The organism is Catellatospora tritici, from assembly GCF_019083965.1.
Classification (GTDB): domain Bacteria; phylum Actinomycetota; class Actinomycetes; order Mycobacteriales; family Micromonosporaceae; genus Catellatospora; species Catellatospora tritici.
This window is the reverse complement of sequence record NZ_JAHRCY010000002.1, coordinates 314,470-328,880: the sequence shown is the minus strand read 5'-3', so window position 1 is coordinate 328,880 and position 14,411 is coordinate 314,470. Positions and strand designations below refer to the sequence as shown.

12 protein-coding genes are annotated in these 14,411 nt (G+C 70.4%); 3 read left to right on the top strand and 9 right to left on the bottom strand.

The window, feature by feature from the left end; genetic code table 11:
- Positions 1-17 precede the first annotated feature (17 nt).
- From KUA19_RS05330 to tmk, 5 genes are all read right to left on the bottom strand, one after another.
- Positions 18-1,025 carry a methyltransferase gene (locus tag KUA19_RS05330; RefSeq protein ID WP_217394968.1) on the bottom strand — a complete coding sequence of 336 codons (1,008 nt, stop codon included), beginning with the start codon at positions 1,023-1,025 and terminating at the stop codon, positions 18-20.
- On the bottom strand, positions 1,022-2,062 hold the full coding sequence (locus KUA19_RS05325) for an NAD(P)H-dependent flavin oxidoreductase (protein ID WP_217394967.1): 1,041 nt from the start codon (positions 2,060-2,062) through the stop codon (positions 1,022-1,024). Before KUA19_RS05325 ends, KUA19_RS05330 begins: the two co-directional genes overlap by 4 nt.
- Entirely contained in the window at positions 2,055-2,897 is an 843-nt protein-coding gene (locus KUA19_RS05320) for an aminoacyl--tRNA ligase-related protein (protein WP_217394966.1), read from the bottom strand. Before KUA19_RS05320 ends, KUA19_RS05325 begins: the two co-directional genes overlap by 8 nt.
- Positions 2,898-2,926: 29 nt before the next feature.
- Positions 2,927-3,829 carry a diiron oxygenase gene (locus KUA19_RS05315; protein ID WP_217394965.1) on the bottom strand — a complete coding sequence of 301 codons (903 nt, stop codon included), beginning with the start codon at positions 3,827-3,829 and terminating at the stop codon, positions 2,927-2,929.
- A 114-nt stretch (positions 3,830-3,943) separates the two neighbouring features.
- Positions 3,944-5,014: a dTMP kinase gene (tmk, locus tag KUA19_RS42425; protein ID WP_254548671.1), complete on the bottom strand. Its 1,071-nt coding sequence runs from the start codon at positions 5,012-5,014 to the stop codon at positions 3,944-3,946.
- A 505-nt stretch (positions 5,015-5,519) separates the two neighbouring features.
- Here tmk and KUA19_RS05305 point away from each other — a divergent pair.
- The gene (locus tag KUA19_RS05305) at positions 5,520-6,611 is read left to right on the top strand and encodes a type I restriction endonuclease (RefSeq protein ID WP_217394963.1); all 1,092 of its coding nucleotides are present in this window, start codon (positions 5,520-5,522) and stop codon (positions 6,609-6,611) included.
- Positions 6,612-6,690: 79 nt separating this feature from the next.
- On the opposite strand, the gene KUA19_RS05300 is transcribed toward KUA19_RS05305, so the two are convergent.
- A complete protein-coding gene (locus tag KUA19_RS05300) occupies positions 6,691-9,510 on the bottom strand; it encodes an ATP-binding protein (RefSeq protein WP_217394962.1) in 2,820 nt (939 codons plus the stop codon).
- Positions 9,511-9,542: 32 nt separating this feature from the next.
- Positions 9,543-9,668 carry a hypothetical protein gene (locus KUA19_RS43785; protein WP_302498524.1) on the bottom strand — a complete coding sequence of 42 codons (126 nt, stop codon included), beginning with the start codon at positions 9,666-9,668 and terminating at the stop codon, positions 9,543-9,545.
- Here KUA19_RS43785 and KUA19_RS05295 point away from each other — a divergent pair.
- Together KUA19_RS05295 and KUA19_RS05290 are read left to right on the top strand one after the other, a co-directional pair.
- Positions 9,667-10,023 carry a VOC family protein gene (locus KUA19_RS05295; RefSeq protein WP_217394961.1) on the top strand — a complete coding sequence of 119 codons (357 nt, stop codon included), beginning with the start codon at positions 9,667-9,669 and terminating at the stop codon, positions 10,021-10,023. The two genes, KUA19_RS43785 and KUA19_RS05295, sit on opposite strands and share 2 nt — an antisense overlap.
- Positions 10,024-10,073: 50 nt before the next feature.
- Positions 10,074-10,295 carry a hypothetical protein gene (locus KUA19_RS05290; protein WP_217394960.1) on the top strand — a complete coding sequence of 74 codons (222 nt, stop codon included), beginning with the start codon at positions 10,074-10,076 and terminating at the stop codon, positions 10,293-10,295.
- Positions 10,296-10,349: 54 nt separating this feature from the next.
- Here the strand turns inward: KUA19_RS05290 and KUA19_RS05285 are convergent, their stop codons facing one another.
- Entirely contained in the window at positions 10,350-13,328 is a 2,979-nt protein-coding gene (locus KUA19_RS05285) for a S8 family serine peptidase (RefSeq protein WP_217394959.1), read from the bottom strand.
- Between the two features lie 169 nt (positions 13,329-13,497).
- Positions 13,498-14,379 carry an MBL fold metallo-hydrolase gene (locus KUA19_RS05280; protein ID WP_217394958.1) on the bottom strand — a complete coding sequence of 294 codons (882 nt, stop codon included), beginning with the start codon at positions 14,377-14,379 and terminating at the stop codon, positions 13,498-13,500.
- Between the last annotated feature and the right edge of the window lie 32 nt (positions 14,380-14,411).

The window sequence follows — 14,411 nt, the reverse complement described above, 5'->3', positions numbered from 1 at the left end:
GATCGCCGCAGGGCCGCCTACGCCGACGCCTGTCCGACCAGCAGCTTGGCCGAACCCTCCGGCGCGGGAAGTTCCTGGATGCTGCCCAGCCCCGCCTCCTGCATCAGCGCGGTCATCTCCGCGACGGTGTAGCTGCGTCCGCCGTCCCACAGCACCAGCGCGGACAGGTTGTGCAGCGTGGTGAACGCGGGCGAGGTGCGGGCCTCGTCGAGGAAGTGGCCGTGTACCAGGACACGGCCGCCCTCGGCGAGCGCGGCCCGCGCACGGCGCAGAATGTCCACGCACACCTGCGGGGACTCCTGGTGGAGCACGTTGGACAGTAGGACGACGTCGACGTCCGCGGCACCGAACGCGTCGCTGTAGTAGTCGCCGGTGCGTACACGGATCCGGTCGGTGAGCCCTGCGGCCTCTACCGTCTCTCGGGCCAGGGGCACGACCGCGCCGAGGTCCACCACCTCGCACCGCAGGTCCTGCCAGGCGCGGCAGAAGGCGATGCTGTAGGTGCCCGCCCCGCCGCCGACATCGACCAGCGTGCGTGCACCCTGCTGGTCGACCGCGTGGGCCAGCAGGTCCGCCGACCGCACGTTGTACTGGTGCATCCCGAGGATGAAGTCCGCGAGATACACCGGGTCCTCGCCGAGCCGCAGGGCCCGGTCCTCGACCGGTTTGCCGTCCCGCAGCGCCTGCGTGATGTCTCCCCACGGCTCATACCAGCGAGCCATCACCCGGGTCCAGCGGACGACGGACTCCGGCGACGCGGTGGTCAGCAGACGCTGCGTGTGCGGCGTGTTCGCGTACTCGCCGTCCGGTGACCGGGTGAGCAGCCGGATGGCGACGCACGCGTCGAGCAGCCGCAACGCGGGGTCGGCGGGGACACCGCAGCGGCTGCCCACTTCGGCGGCGGGCAGCGGTCCGTCGGCCAGGGCATCGAAGACGCCGACCGTGACGGCGGCGAACAGCGCCTGGGACTGCCAGTAGCCGAAGGCGAGCTGGTTGAGCTGCGCCATTCCCAGATCGACTTTCATATGCTGACGGCTCCTTCGGATGGGCGTTCGACATCGGTCCGGATGGTGCGGCCGCCGGACGCGGCCAGGTACTCCGCACGGATTCGGGCCACGAGATCGGCGGCGGGAGCAACGGTGTTCACCCAGGCGGCGCCGGTTCCGGCATACCTGGCCATCTCGTCCACGCGACCCTGCGCCTCGGCCGTCGGCGCCGCGGCCGAGCCGCGGAAGACCGGCTGCCGCCCGCCGGCCACATCCGTCCAGGCGATGAACGACGAGGGCAGCCGGGTCCTGCTCTCGGTGACCGGGCTGCGCAGCACGCGGTGCCGACGTCCGGGCCAGCCGATGTCGAACCGGTCGGTGATCACGGTGCTGGCCGGGCCGGCGCTGATCAGCGCGGTCCGGTAGTCGGGGTGTGCGCCCGACTCGGGCGTGGCGATGAACGCGGTGCCCATCAGCCAACCGCCCGCACCGAGCCGGATCAGCTCGGCCAGCTGCCGCCCGTCGTGCAGGCCGCCCGCGGCCAGCAGCGGGACGCCGAGGTCCTGCGGCGCCGTCTCGGCGACCAGGTCGCGCACCCCGCGCCGGCCGAGGAGATGACCACCCGCCTCCACCCCCTGCAGGGCGATGACCTGGGCGCCGAGTTCGGCGGCGCGAGCGGCGTCGTCTGCGGATCCCACCTGGACCAGCAGCCGGTACGGGCTGCCGCGTAACGCGGCGGCCAACCAGCGCGGGGGCAGTCCGTATGTGTTGAACACGGCCGACCGGCGATCCGGCAGCGCGGCGAGGGCCGCGTCGACCTGCCGCCGCAGCAGCGCGTCGCCCGCCACCTCGGGAATCACGTTCACGCCGAACGTGGAGCTGGTGCGGGCTGCCGTGTCGGCCACGACCGCGCGGGCACCCTCGGCCTCCATCTTGTACAGCGCGACCGTCCCGAGCGCCCCGGCACCGCTCACCGCGGCCGCCAGCGCGGGTGTCGCGATACCGCCCATCCCCGCCTGCACGAGGGGAAAGTCGACCCCGAGGGCCCGAGCGGCCGCGGCGCAGGGATCAGCCATCCTTCACCTTCTCGAGGGCGTGTGCGACCGAACCGTGAGCCTGAGTGAGGGCATGGATCCAGCGTTCGAGGCCGAAGGCGGTGCAGCTACTGAAGGCCGCCTGGTCCGCGTGAGTGATGCCCAGCCGCTGCCCGAAGAAGTTGCGGTGCCGGTTGATCGACGCGATGGCCGTCCCGTCCTCGGACACGAACTCGTACTTGACCGGATCCAGCGCGGTCAGCGCGGCCCGCGAACTCGTCCGGTCGTAGAAGGGGTCGTTGGCGGCGACGATCGACAGCTTGAGGCCGACCCGATCGGCGAACCGTTCGATGAACGAGCGGCAGACCTGCAGGTGCTCCTCGGCTCCGTCGCGGGTGCCCAGATACAGGATCTCGCGCATGTGGAAGCCCCACAGGCGGCGCAGCCCGTCGAAATGATCCTCGTTGCGATGGCAGCGGCTCACCGCGGTCAACCGCGCCTCGCCCGGCAACTGCGCGCCGCGTAGCGAGAGCAGCAGGCCGTAGCAGGTGGCGGAGGCGAGGACGTACCCGGTTCCCGCACGGCTGCCCTCCGGGAGGGCGTCGACCGCCGTTCCGCCCGCGAGGGCTTCGGTCGCCTGCGGGGAGAACCGGTCCGCGGTCACGCAGAGATGGGGAAAGTTCTTGAAGTAGTCCAGATCGGCGAGCCCGGCGGACGGCAGCAGCGTCGGCGGGACGACCTCGGCGGCGCCGGTCTCGTCCGCCAGCCGGAGGAAGACGGCGTCCAACTCGCGCAGGAGCGCTGCTTCAGCGGGGCCGAGGACCACGAGGCCAGGGCCGGGGTCGGTCAGGGAGAGACCTGTGGGCAGTGCATGCATGGAGCCAGCCTTCCTACTCGGGTGCCTGCTCAGGCCGTGGTGGTGCCCCGCGAGGCGGGCTGGTCGGAAAACACACCGATGCGCCGGTAGAAGGCGCGCGTCCGAGCGGTGATGCGATCGTGTTCGGGCAGGCGGGCGGGGTCGGCGAGCAGCGCGGCCCGGAACCCGTACGGATCGGGTATGCCGGCGTCACGGTAGACGTCGACGCTGTAGAGCTTGGCCAGGGACGTGTTGAGGTAGCGCTGCAGGTAGTCCTTGGCGAACGCGAGCTCGTCCTGGTCGCCGTGCTTCTTCAGGTTCGCGTACAGCGCCCGCACCAGCTGGCAGCCGAACGCGATGTGGCGGGACTCGTCCTGGTGGTGGACCCGGTTGATGGCCCGGATCACCTCAGGCAGCTGCTCGTCGGCGGCCATGGTGCTGTTGTAGTAGTCGACGATCTGTTCGAAGATCAGAATCCGGCTGAACACCAGGAAGCTGTCCAACAGCGGCGATTGCTCACGCTCGGAGAAGGGCAGGGCTCGATCCGCGTACAGCTTGCCGCCGTAGCGCAGGCAGAACTCGGCGAAGAACCACATGTGCTCGTTCTCCTCACCGAGGAAGTGGTGGAAGAACGGTGTGGGCACCTCGAAGCCGGGGGTGTGGATCCGCCGGACAACCTCCATCAGGAGTTCGCGGATCCCGTGCACGTTGAGGCTGTAGAAGTGGATGCTCTCCCAGCGGGACAGCTCCCTGAGCTGCTCCTCGCTCAGGGATGCGGCGGCCTTCGAGCCGTGGACGGTCATCAGGCTGGAACTCATCCACAGCGAGCCGGACGGAATGGACTCCGGCCAGTCGAAGGCGCGGTAGGGGTTGTAGTAGTCGTCGATCGAGGCCTTCGTGAGCCTCTCCACGACCGAGGCGATCTCGCTGTCCCAGACAAGGGCGGCTGACATGTCGGGCTTACTCCCTGGTATGAGACGTGCGGTTCTGGGATACGGGTGCGGTCACGAGCGCGCCGGCACGGCCGCACCGGATGCCATCCCCGGCCGCCTGCGGACTCTTCGCGCTCACCTCGGCGAGGCGGCTGTCCCCGCGTCGATCGGGAGCCGCAGTGTCTCGGTGACGACCTGTCGCACGGCGGCGGCGAGCTCGTCCACCGACCGCTCGGCGTCGATGATCCGGTACGTGTCCTGCCGCCCCCACGGCTGCTCGAGGAACGCCGCTCGGGCGGCCGCGGTCTTGGCCGGATCCGCCTCCTCCCACCGAGGCGCCGAGCCGCGGGAGCGAATGCGTTCCAACGCCTTCTCCGGCGGTATGTCGAGGAAGAGGGTCAAGTCTGGTACCGGCATGTACCGGTACAACCGGCTGAGCCAGTCCTGGTCCTCGAAACCGCGAGCAAGGGTCCGGGCAAAAGCGCTGTAGATGTAGCGGTCGCAGAGCACGACGTCGCCGGCCTGCAGTCGGGGCAGAATCGCGGTCCGCATCTGCCTGAAGCCGTCCGCGGCGGCGAGCAGCGCGAGTTCCGCGACCATGTCGTGCCGCTGGTCGGCGGGCATGGTGCCGTCCAGGTAAGCGGTCACGGTCGGGTCATTGCGGAACGCGTCGGTGACCGGGCGGAACACGGACACACTGGCCACGGCGCTGAGACTCTCCGCAAGGAGCTTCACCTGTGTGGTCTTTCCCGAGCCATCGAGTCCACAGATGGCAATGAGTGCGCCGTCGTACGGCGCCCTGTCGCGGAGACCCACGATGAAGTTCTCCTTTCCATTCGGCAACCGTGACCATGTTCTGACTTTTCCCGGCGGAAGGGTAGGGATGCGACGCCTTACCCGAGGGCGCGCTGTCCCGCTGGCGGGACACCTTCGATCGGCGATCGGGGTTGTATCCCTGTCGCCGTACACCAGAAGCCACGCCGGATTCGGGCGCGCAATGGCGCTTCCGGCGTGGTCGTTACATGCTCGCGGTCGGATGTTCGAGGCGTGATCGTATGTGCGGCGGGCGGCCGGAGCGCGCCGTCGGTCCGTCGACCATGGATTGCCCCGCCGAAAGGTTGCGCGAAGAGCCTTCGGCGTGCTCGGAGGGGTCCGCGGCGTCGTAATGGTCGCGGCGTTGCCTGGGATTCTCTGAATCGGCGGCATTGCCACTGCTCCAGCGCATCGTCATGGCCCGCCGGCTCCTCAAGGGCGTCATCGGACGGCGCGCACGGTCTGGAAGTGGGGGGGGGGGGGGGGGGGGGGCGGGCGGGGGGGGGGGGGGGGGGGGGGCGCCCCACGCCCCCACCCCGTGTCGTGGTTGTTGGGGCACTGGCCCCGCCCGCCGCCCCCCCGCCCCCCCCCCCCCCCCCCCCCCCCACGCTCCGATCAGAGGGTGCGGGTCCAGGTGATGAGGCGATGTCGCTGGGGGGTTGACGGGACGTCGGGTTGCGGACTAGCACAGGCACCGCTCGGACCTATGGGATCCATCCTGGACTGGACCGCACACCCGATCGCCCAGGTGCGATAGGGACGTGGTCCCCATGCCTTTCGCTGTATCTGTCCGACGAACGGAGGTATCAGTCGGCCGATTTTCGTGGCTACGCGCTCCGCAATCGGTCGGTAACATCCCGTCATCCCCCGGTGCAGGGTTCACAGAAGGGCGTGCCATATGGAGTTCGAGGATCGAATCGCCGAGCTGGCCACGAAGGTTCGCGACCGTCGGAGCGCGATCCAGACGGAGGAAGCCGCCAAGAACGCGTTGATCATGCCGTTCATACAGATCCTCGGCTACGACGTGTTCGATCCGAAGGAGGTCGTCCCGGAGTACACGGCCGACTTCGGGACGAAGAAGGGCGAGAAGATCGACTACGCGATCGTGCGCAACGGCGAGGTCCAGATCCTCATCGAATGCAAGCAACCACGCGACTCACTGAAGGTGGTCCATGCGTCGCAGCTGTATCGGTACTTCTCCGTCACGCGGGCCCGGATCGCGATCCTCACCAACGGTCAGGTCTACCACTTCTACTCGGACCTCGACGCTCCGAACCTCATGGACGAGAAGCCGTTCCTCGTACTGGATCTGGAGGACATCGACGAGGCTCTCCTGCCGGAGTTGCGCAAGCTGTCGAAAGAGCACTTCGATCTCGACTCGGTAATTTACGCGGCTGAGGAACTGAGGCAGCTCAGCCAGATCAAGCGCACGCTGGCAGCGCAGTTCAAGGAGCCCGACGACGATTGGGTCAGGTACTTCGCGGCGCGTCTCCACGAGGGATCGTTCACCCAGAAGGTACGGCAGCAGTTCCGGCCGCTCGTCGCGAAGGCGGCCGCTCAGTTCATCCGGGACCAGGTGAACGACCGGCTCAAGAGCGCGCTCTACGCGAACAACAATCAGCCGGATGTGTCGACCGCCGCGGAGGCGCCGGACAATGAAACGGCTGAAGTAGTCGATGCCGGTCGTGATACCGAGGTAGAGACCACACTTGAGGAGCTCACCGGCTACCAGATCGTCAAAGCGATCGCCTGCAGCGAGGTCAAGCCGCAGCGGATCGTGGGTCGCGACGCCAAGTCCTACTTCGCGATCCTTCTCGACGACAACAACCGTAGACCCATCGCCCGCCTGCACTTCAACGGCAAGGCAAGGAAGTACCTCGGCACGTTCGACGAGAACAAGGTGGAGACCCGGCACCTGATCGACTCGCTGGACGACATCTACCTTTACGCCGACGCGATCCGGAGCGCGGTCAGGAACATCGCGAGTTAGCGGCAAGGGCGGGTGCGCAAGGGGGTTATCCAGCCCAGTCCGCAGACCGGCCTTGACCCCGGCCACGAGAAGCGCGGCGTTACCGGCCGGACTGCGGTGTTGCGGCCGGTGTGACGCAACCGGTCGCGGCGAGAGCTGACGCCCCGATTGCGGTGTGCTCACCTCCGGCGAGCACGAGCGTCCGCGCCCACTGATAGCGGCACCCTGCGGCGTCGAATGCCGCACCGGTGGCCAGGATCGCGTCTCGATCGCCGGTGAGAAGCGCCGCCGCTCGTTCCACCTGGGCGCTCGCGATCGGGTTGCCGGACACGATGACCCTCGCCGCCTCGATGCGCTTGCGCGCATCCGGGTGCCCGGCGAGCGCGGCCGCCTCGGCGCGCAGGACCACGTACCAGTGCAGCCAGATCCAGGTGACCCACTTCCACACGTCCTCGGGCTCTGCGGCCACTCGGTCCAGGGCAGCACCGACCCGACCGTGGTGCAGATCCACGATCGCGTCGAATACGGCGCCGTAGCCCGCGCTGCGCTCCGGGGTCGACCCGAGCTGCTCCGCGATGCCCAGCCAGTCCGCCCGAGCCGCGTCGTCGCCGCGCAGCCCGTGGATCATCGCAACCGCCGCCGCGGCGATGGCCAGGCGCGGCGCCCGCAGCCGCCCGGTGCGCTCCCACGCCTCCCGGAACCGCTCGCCCGCCACGAGCACCGTGTCCACTTCCACGGCCATCGCCTCGACCATCAGCAGCCAGCACGTGGCGTAATGGCCGACCTCGGCCAGCAGCGGCAGGTCGGCCAGCTGCCGTGCCCAGCGGCGCGCCATCGGCAGGTCGCCGACGCCCAGGCTGGTGTCGATGCCCGACACCAGCGCGTCGGTCAGCTCGTGCAGGCTGGACGGGGTCACCGGCACCGCCGACAGCATCTCGATCCGGCCGCGCGCCGTGGCGGCGGCGCCGAAGCTGTCACCCGCCCAGCTCTGGGCACCGGCGAGGCCGTCGAGGGCGGCGGAGGCGGTCAGCGGGTCGTCGGCGAGGCGGGCCAGTTCGACGGCCCGGGTGGCGGCGGCGAGCGTGTCGGCGACGGTGTTCTCGGGGGGTCCCTGGTCGGACCCGAACGTGTCGGTGAGCACCGCCGCCTCGGCCAGCGCGACGGCGGCGCGCCCGGCCGCGTCGTCGGCGGCCAGTTCCCGGGCGGCGGTCAGCTGAGCCATGGTCTCGGCCGCCGACGGGACCCGGGTGAACATGCCGGAGAAGCGGTATGCGGTGGTGGCCGCGGTGGCGAGGTCGCGGGCGGCGGTGGCCTGGTCGCCCGCCTGAAGCGCGGCCTCGGCGGCGGCTTGGCGCAGGCGGTACATGTCGTCGCCGAGCAGTCGGCAGCCTGCTACCGAGGCAGCGGACCGCAGCGCGGCAGCGGCGGCGGCCGGATCGGCGGTGAGGGCGGCGGCCTGCTCGTACCGTTGCTGCGACTCGCCGACCAGGTTGCGGGCGAAGGCGAGCCCGGCCAGGGCCACCGCCAGCCGGTACGCGTCATCGCGGTGCTCGGGCACGGTCGTCGCCCAGCCCAGCGCGGCCCGCAGGTCGTCGGCGACCGCGTCGAAGCGCGCCCGCCACGGCCCGTCGGCGTTGCCCGCCGCCTCGGCGAGGCTGCCCGCGCTCCTCAGGCACCAGCGCAGGTGCCGGGTGCGGAGCTCGTCGAGTTCGCCGTGGGCGGTCAGCTGCTCCACGCCGTACTGGCGGATGGTCTCCAGGGTGCGGTAGCGGGTGCCGCCGGCGGATGGGAGCACCGTGAGCAGGCTCTGCTCGGTGAGGCGGGCGAGGCCGTCCGCGACCGCCGGTGCGAGCGGCCCGAACCCGGCGACCTGCCCGGCGGCGTCGGCGGTGAACGGGGCCACGAAGACCGAGACGCGGCGCAGCAGCGTCCGGTCGGCCGGGTCGAGCAGCTCGTGGCTCCAGTCGAGCATGGCCCGGACCGAGCGGTGCCGGTCGTCGGCGCGGGCGCCGCCGGTCAGCCGCAGCTGGTCGGAGAGCAGGTCGGCGAGGCCGTCCAGCCCGAGCGTGGGCAGTCGGGCGGCGGCCAGTTCGATCGCCAGCGCCACGCCGTCCAGGCCTCGGCAGATCTCGGCGGACTGCTGGAGCTGCTCCGGCGCCAGCGGCCAGCCCACGGCGGCGGCCCGGTCGAGCAGCAGCGCGACCGCGTCGGAGTCGCCGTCGCCGGTCAGTGACAGCGGTGGCACGGGGTGGACCCGTTCGAACGGCACCATCAACCGGGCCCGGCTGGTGGCCAGCACGGTCAGTCGGGGGCACTTGGTGAGCAGCCGCTCCAGGAAAGGCGCCACCCCGTCGCGTACGTGCTCGCAGTTGTCCAGCACGAGCAGGGCGTGCCGGTCGGCCAGCGCGGCGAGCACCGACTCGTCGATGCCGCGGCTCTGCTGCTCGCCGACGCCGACCGCCGCGGCCACCGCCGCCCCGACCATCGCCGGGTCGGTGATCGGGACCAGGTCGACGAACCATACGCCGTCGGGGAAGTCACCGGCCGTGTCCGCCGCGACCGCCAGCGCCAGCCGGGTCTTGCCGACCCCGCCGGGTCCGACCGCGCTCACCTGGCGATGCGCCTTGACCGCGGCGGCCAGTGCCGCCCGCTCACCGGCCCGGCCGACGAACGAGGTCACCGCCGCGGGCAGCCCGGAGACGGCCTTGCCGCCCCGCGCCGCCCGGCTCCACTCGGCCGCGAGCTGCGCCAGTGCGCGCCGGTCCGGTGCGTCGAGCTTGCGCAGCAGCGACGAGACGTGGGTCTCGACGGTACGGACGGAGATGAACAGCCGTGCGCCGATCTCCGCGTTGCTGAGGTGCTCGCCGAGCAGAGTCAGCACCTCCGCTTCCCGAGCGGAGATCCCCGATTGAGCCGTCACCGGTCCCATCCTGCCGGATACGTACGCCCGACTCAGTGGTGGTCCCCGTGGTCGGCACGGATGTGGGCCGACGGCCGCCGGACGAGGCTGTATCCGTGGTCGTCGGCGGCCACTTCCACGAGAAACCGGGTCGAGGCGACCCACGAAGGAGTGACCATGACCGGCTCTGCCACCCAGGGCATCAAGACCGTGCTGCACCCGGTGTCCGATCTGGCCGCGGCCAAGGCCGTGTACGCCGCGCTGCTCGGCGTGGCACCGCAGACCGACGGGTCCTACTACGTCGGCTTCGAGGTCGAGGGCCAGCAGATCGGGCTGGTGCCCGGCGGCGGACCGCAGGCGATGACCGCACCGGTGGCCTACTGGCACGTGCCCGACATCGAGGCGAAGTTGGCCGAGGTGACGGCGGCGGGCGCCACCGTGAAGGAGTCCGTGCGTGACGTCGGCGGCGGCCGTCTGGTGGCCACGATCACCGACCCGGACGGCAACGTCCTCGGCCTCATCCAGGACCGCTGACCGCCGTCCGCGTCCGCTCCGGCTCGAACCCCACCGCACAGGAGATCCCAGTGAACAAGACGATTCGGCAGATCCACCGTTGGACGGCGATCGCCTTCACGGTCACCGTCATCGCGTCATTCATCGCCCTGGCCCAGAAGGATCCGGCCATCTGGGTGTCGTACATCCCGCTGCTTCCGCTCGCGGTGCTGCTGCTCACCGGCCTGTACCTGTTCGCACTGCCGTATATCGCCCGGCGGCGGGGCAGACGAGGCGCGACTCAGGCGGCATAGGACGGAGAAAGGGCCCGGCGGGAGATCCGCCGGGCCCTTTCTGGTGTGCTCGGATCAGCTGACGGTGACGACCGTCTGGCCGACCACGGCCGTGCCGTCGCCGTACGTCACCACGCCCAGGTAGCGGGTGCCCGCGACCAGGCCGGTCCACGACAGCGTCACGGTGACCGTGCCGTTGACGGTGATCGGCTGGCTGGCCGGGGTGGCGGTGAAGTTGCCCGCCGCGACCGGCGCGACCGCCCACGAGTGGCCCTTCACCGTGGTCATGCCGGCGGCGTCGAACAGGGTGTAGTAGATGTCGTAGGTGCCGGGGCCGAGGTCGATGACCTCAGCCGCGGTACCGCCGGCGCTCTCGGCGACCTCGTTGGCCGTGCCCGCCACGTACGCGAACACGTCGATGTCGGTGCCCATGGCGTAGTCGGCGTCGAAGGTCTGCACCCGGCCGAATCCGCCGTCCGGCACGGTTACCGTGATCTTGGTGGTCCGGGTGGACGCGGCCGGGCTGCTGGAGCTGAACTCCGGGCCGTCCGGGTCGAGTGCCTCGCCGGTGACGGCGGCCGGAACCAGGCCGGACACGGTGCTGGTCAGGGTACCGGCGTAGCCGCCCTTGACCTTGACCGTGGTGCCCGAGCCGGTCGCGCTGATGTTCAGCGGGGCCGCGACCGGCACCGGCCGGACCGCGATCGGGCTGCGCACCGCGTGCAGCGTCTTGCCCTTGACCGTCTGCGTCCAGGTCAGCGAACCGAACGCCCAGGCACCCTGCGGCGCGGTGGTACGCGTGATCTTGACGGTGAAGCTCTTGGACTGCAGCGACCCGAGCGTGAGGCTGCTCGGGCTGACGGTCACCGTGAACCCGGCCGGAGCCGTGACGGTCGCCTTGTAGGTGGCTGCCGAGGTGGTCGTGTTGGTGACCGTCCGCTTGACGACCTGCTCGCCCGTGATGTCGCCGATGGCGATCGACGGGTAGTTCAGGTCACTCGGGTCGATCTTGGCGGCCGACGCGCAGCCCTTCTCCGGGGTCTGCCCGATCGCGCAGGCGTACGCGTCCCAGTCGCGCGGACGCGACGAGTACACCAGGCCCGGGTCGAACATCTTGGTCGGGTCGACGTGGCCCGCGCCGTAGTTCAGCGGGGTCGCGTCACCGGACGCGGTCTGGATCGGGTTGCCCGCGTTGTCGGTCTGGTAGGCGGTCGTCATGATCGCCGACTTGACCCACATCGGCGGCCACAGCGGGTGCTTGGCCATGATCAGGGCGGCCAGGCCGGAGATGTGCGGCGCCGACATCGAGGTGCCCGACAGCGCGTTGAAGTTGTTGCCGTCGCTGGCCGGGGAGGTCGCCGCGATGACGTCCACGCCCGGCGCGGTGATGTCGGGCTTGAGCAGGTCACCGCCACCGGCCAGGGCCGGGCCGTACGAGGAGAAGCCCGCCATGACCGGAGCCACGACCGGGGTCGGGTCGGTCTCGGTCAGGCTGGCGGTGGCACCGGCGCCCGCGCTCGCGACGTACGCCTTGATGGCGACGCCGTCGGCGAAGCTCACGTGCACGGTCGGCACGGCGTGGAAGTCGCCGACGCCGGTCTGCGACGCGGACGAGTTCGCCAGCACCGCGCCCACGCCACCGGCGGCCGCGACGACCGCGCTCTTCTCGACGCGGGCGTTGATGCCCCGGGTGCAGATCACGATCTTGCCGGCGGCCAGCGCCGGGTCGAGGGTGCCCGGCATGCAGAGCTCGGCCATGGCCGGGTCCTGTCCGGCGGCCACGATGTCCTTGGCGTTCACCAGGCCGGTGGAGGCCACCGCGGCCGGGACGACGCCGACGCCGGTGTAGGTCGCGCCGTTGCCCAGCACGATGCTCTTCTGGTTGCCCCGGTCGTGGCTGCTCGCCGCGACGGTGGTGGTCCACGGCGAGTTGTGCGCCACCGTCGACGGGCCCGAGTCGCCGCTGTTGCCCGCCGAGGTGGAGATGAACACGCCCGCCGCGGCGGCGTTGCGGAACGCCACCTCGTCCGGGCCCACCACGGAGTCGGTCGAGCCGGAGATCGAGTAGTTGATGATGTCCACGCCGTCGGCGACGGCGTCGTTGATGGCCTGGACCAGACCGGCCGTGGTGCCGCTGGCGCCGGACCGGTCCTCCTTCTCCCACAGCGCCTTGTAGACGGCGATGCGGGCGGCCGGGGCCATGCCGCTGATCGAGCCGACCGAGCCGCCGTTGATGGTCGCGGGCACGTTGTAGTTGCCCGCCGCCGTCGACGCGGTGTGCGTGCCGTGGCTGCTCAGGTCACGCGGGCCGACGAACTCGTCCTCGGTGACCGTGTTGCCGAACCCGGGGTAGTAGCGCGCACCGATGAGCTTGTTGTTGCAGGTGATCGGCTCTTCGGTGCCCGCGTCGCAGACACCGCGCCACTTGTGGTTGATGATCCACTGGTCCGGGCGCGGGGTCGGCAGCGCGGCGAACGCCGGGTTCTCCGGCCAGATGCCGGAGTCGATGTCGCCGATGATGATGCCCTGGCCGGCCTTCTCGGCGCCGCCGAACCGCTGCTGCCACACGCCGGTGTCGCCCGACAGACCCAGGAACTTCGGGGTGGTCGTCGTGTCGACGGTGTAGACCTTGTTCTCCCAGACCCGCACCACACCCGCGGTCTTGGACAGCTGCGCGGCCTGGGCCTCGGTCAGGTCGGCGATGAAGCCGTCGAACACGGTGGACAGGTCCGACCGCTTCTTGCCGGTGGCACCGACCTTGCGCAGCACGTTGTCGTGGCGCGAGGTCAGCAGCTTCGTGTACGCCTTCGCGGCGGCCGTCGAGGAGTCGAAGCGCTCGCCCTCAGCGGGCTTGGTCGCCTGGTAGCCGGCGATGCCGCCCTCGTACACGCCGGTGGGAGCGCTGTCGGTCTGGACGATGTACAGCTTCGTGGGGCCGGCGCCGGACGGCGCGGCCTGCGCACCCTGCACACCGGCACCGGCCACGAAGGCAACGGTCACAGTGGCGAGCGCGAGCGTGACCGCGCGGTTGCGGGTCAGTCGCTGGATTCTCACGAGGGGTAACCTCCTGCTCCGGCGGGCACGTCCGCGTGCCCGCGCGGGTAGAAGGTATGTCGCTTGATCGGGTGAGTCGTATCATCCCTACGGCTCGAATTTGGCGTCGACCCCCTGCCTGAGCTGCTGTTGGTTCCACAAAGGACTGACGCTGAGTGATTAGCGCGGGTCAGCCGTTGGTGCGGTCGATGACAAAGTCCTGGTACGGGTGCCGCCCGCGCCGATCGCCCACTTCCGCGACCGCCCGCTGCACCTGCCGCAGGTGCTCGACCGTCATCTCCAGCGGCGGCTCGTCCGGCTGGTAGTTCCAGCCCACCGGATAGTCCTGACCCGGGGTGGTGCTCATCTCGATGTGGCAGCCCAGCACGTGCGTCACCGGCCGGCGCTCGGCGAACTCCACCAGCCGGTCGATGCTGCGCCCGAACGCGGCCCAGTCCTGCACATACAGCCGCCCCGGATAGACGGTGTCGCCGGTGAGCAGGAAGCCGGTGTGCGGGTCGTAGAAGCTGACCGACGCGTCGTGATGGCCGGGGATGGCCAGGCACTCCAGCACCCGGCCGCCCAGGTCGAGCAGGGCGGTGCGGTCTGGGTCGGTGTCGAAGCCGAAGAAGGCGTGCGCCGGTTCGCGTTTGGCCCCGACCAGCTCGGTGTCGGGCCGGTCGGCGAACTGGCCGTCACCGGCGGTGTGGTCGCCGTGCGAGTGCGTGTGCAGGACCAGCAGCCGGTAGCCGGGGCGCGGGTGCCGGGCCAGCCAGTCGGCGATCAGCTCGTCGACGACCGTACGCAGGGGCATGTGCTCGGGGTTCGCGGTGGCGCCGGTGTCGATCAGCACCGCCCGGTCGTTGCCGAACAGCAGGAACAGGAACGGCGCCTCGTAGTGCACCGCCTTGTTCTGCCGCAGGATGTAGGTGTGCTCGTCGTGGGCGTACACCTGGAGATCGGGGTCGGTGTTGTACTTGGCCGACGGCGAGCCGTGGATCCAGGACACGTCCAGTGGCCGGGCGACCGGCGGCTGCGTGGCGAACACGATGGGCTGGGCCCGGCTGGACATGTCGAACGCTCCCCGTGATCCGATCGTGGATG

Bases quoted from the DNA above. Each gene is read 5' to 3' on its own strand.
- KUA19_RS05315 (WP_217394965.1), bottom strand. From the start codon at position 3,829: ATGTCAGCCGCCCTTGTCTGGGACAGCGAGATCGCCTCGGTCGTGGAG.
- KUA19_RS05305 (WP_217394963.1), top strand. From the start codon at position 5,520: ATGGAGTTCGAGGATCGAATCGCCGAGCTGGCCACGAAGGTTCGCGAC.
- KUA19_RS43785 (WP_302498524.1), bottom strand. From the start codon at position 9,668: ATGGTCACTCCTTCGTGGGTCGCCTCGACCCGGTTTCTCGTGGAAGTG.
- KUA19_RS05330 (WP_217394968.1), bottom strand. From the start codon at position 1,025: ATGAAAGTCGATCTGGGAATGGCGCAGCTCAACCAGCTCGCCTTCGGC.
- KUA19_RS05325 (WP_217394967.1), bottom strand. From the start codon at position 2,062: ATGGCTGATCCCTGCGCCGCGGCCGCTCGGGCCCTCGGGGTCGACTTT.
- KUA19_RS05320 (WP_217394966.1), bottom strand. From the start codon at position 2,897: ATGCATGCACTGCCCACAGGTCTCTCCCTGACCGACCCCGGCCCTGGC.
- KUA19_RS05280 (WP_217394958.1), bottom strand. From the start codon at position 14,379: ATGTCCAGCCGGGCCCAGCCCATCGTGTTCGCCACGCAGCCGCCGGTC.
- KUA19_RS05295 (WP_217394961.1), top strand. From the start codon at position 9,667: ATGACCGGCTCTGCCACCCAGGGCATCAAGACCGTGCTGCACCCGGTG.
- tmk (WP_254548671.1), bottom strand. From the start codon at position 5,014: ATGCCGCCGATTCAGAGAATCCCAGGCAACGCCGCGACCATTACGACG.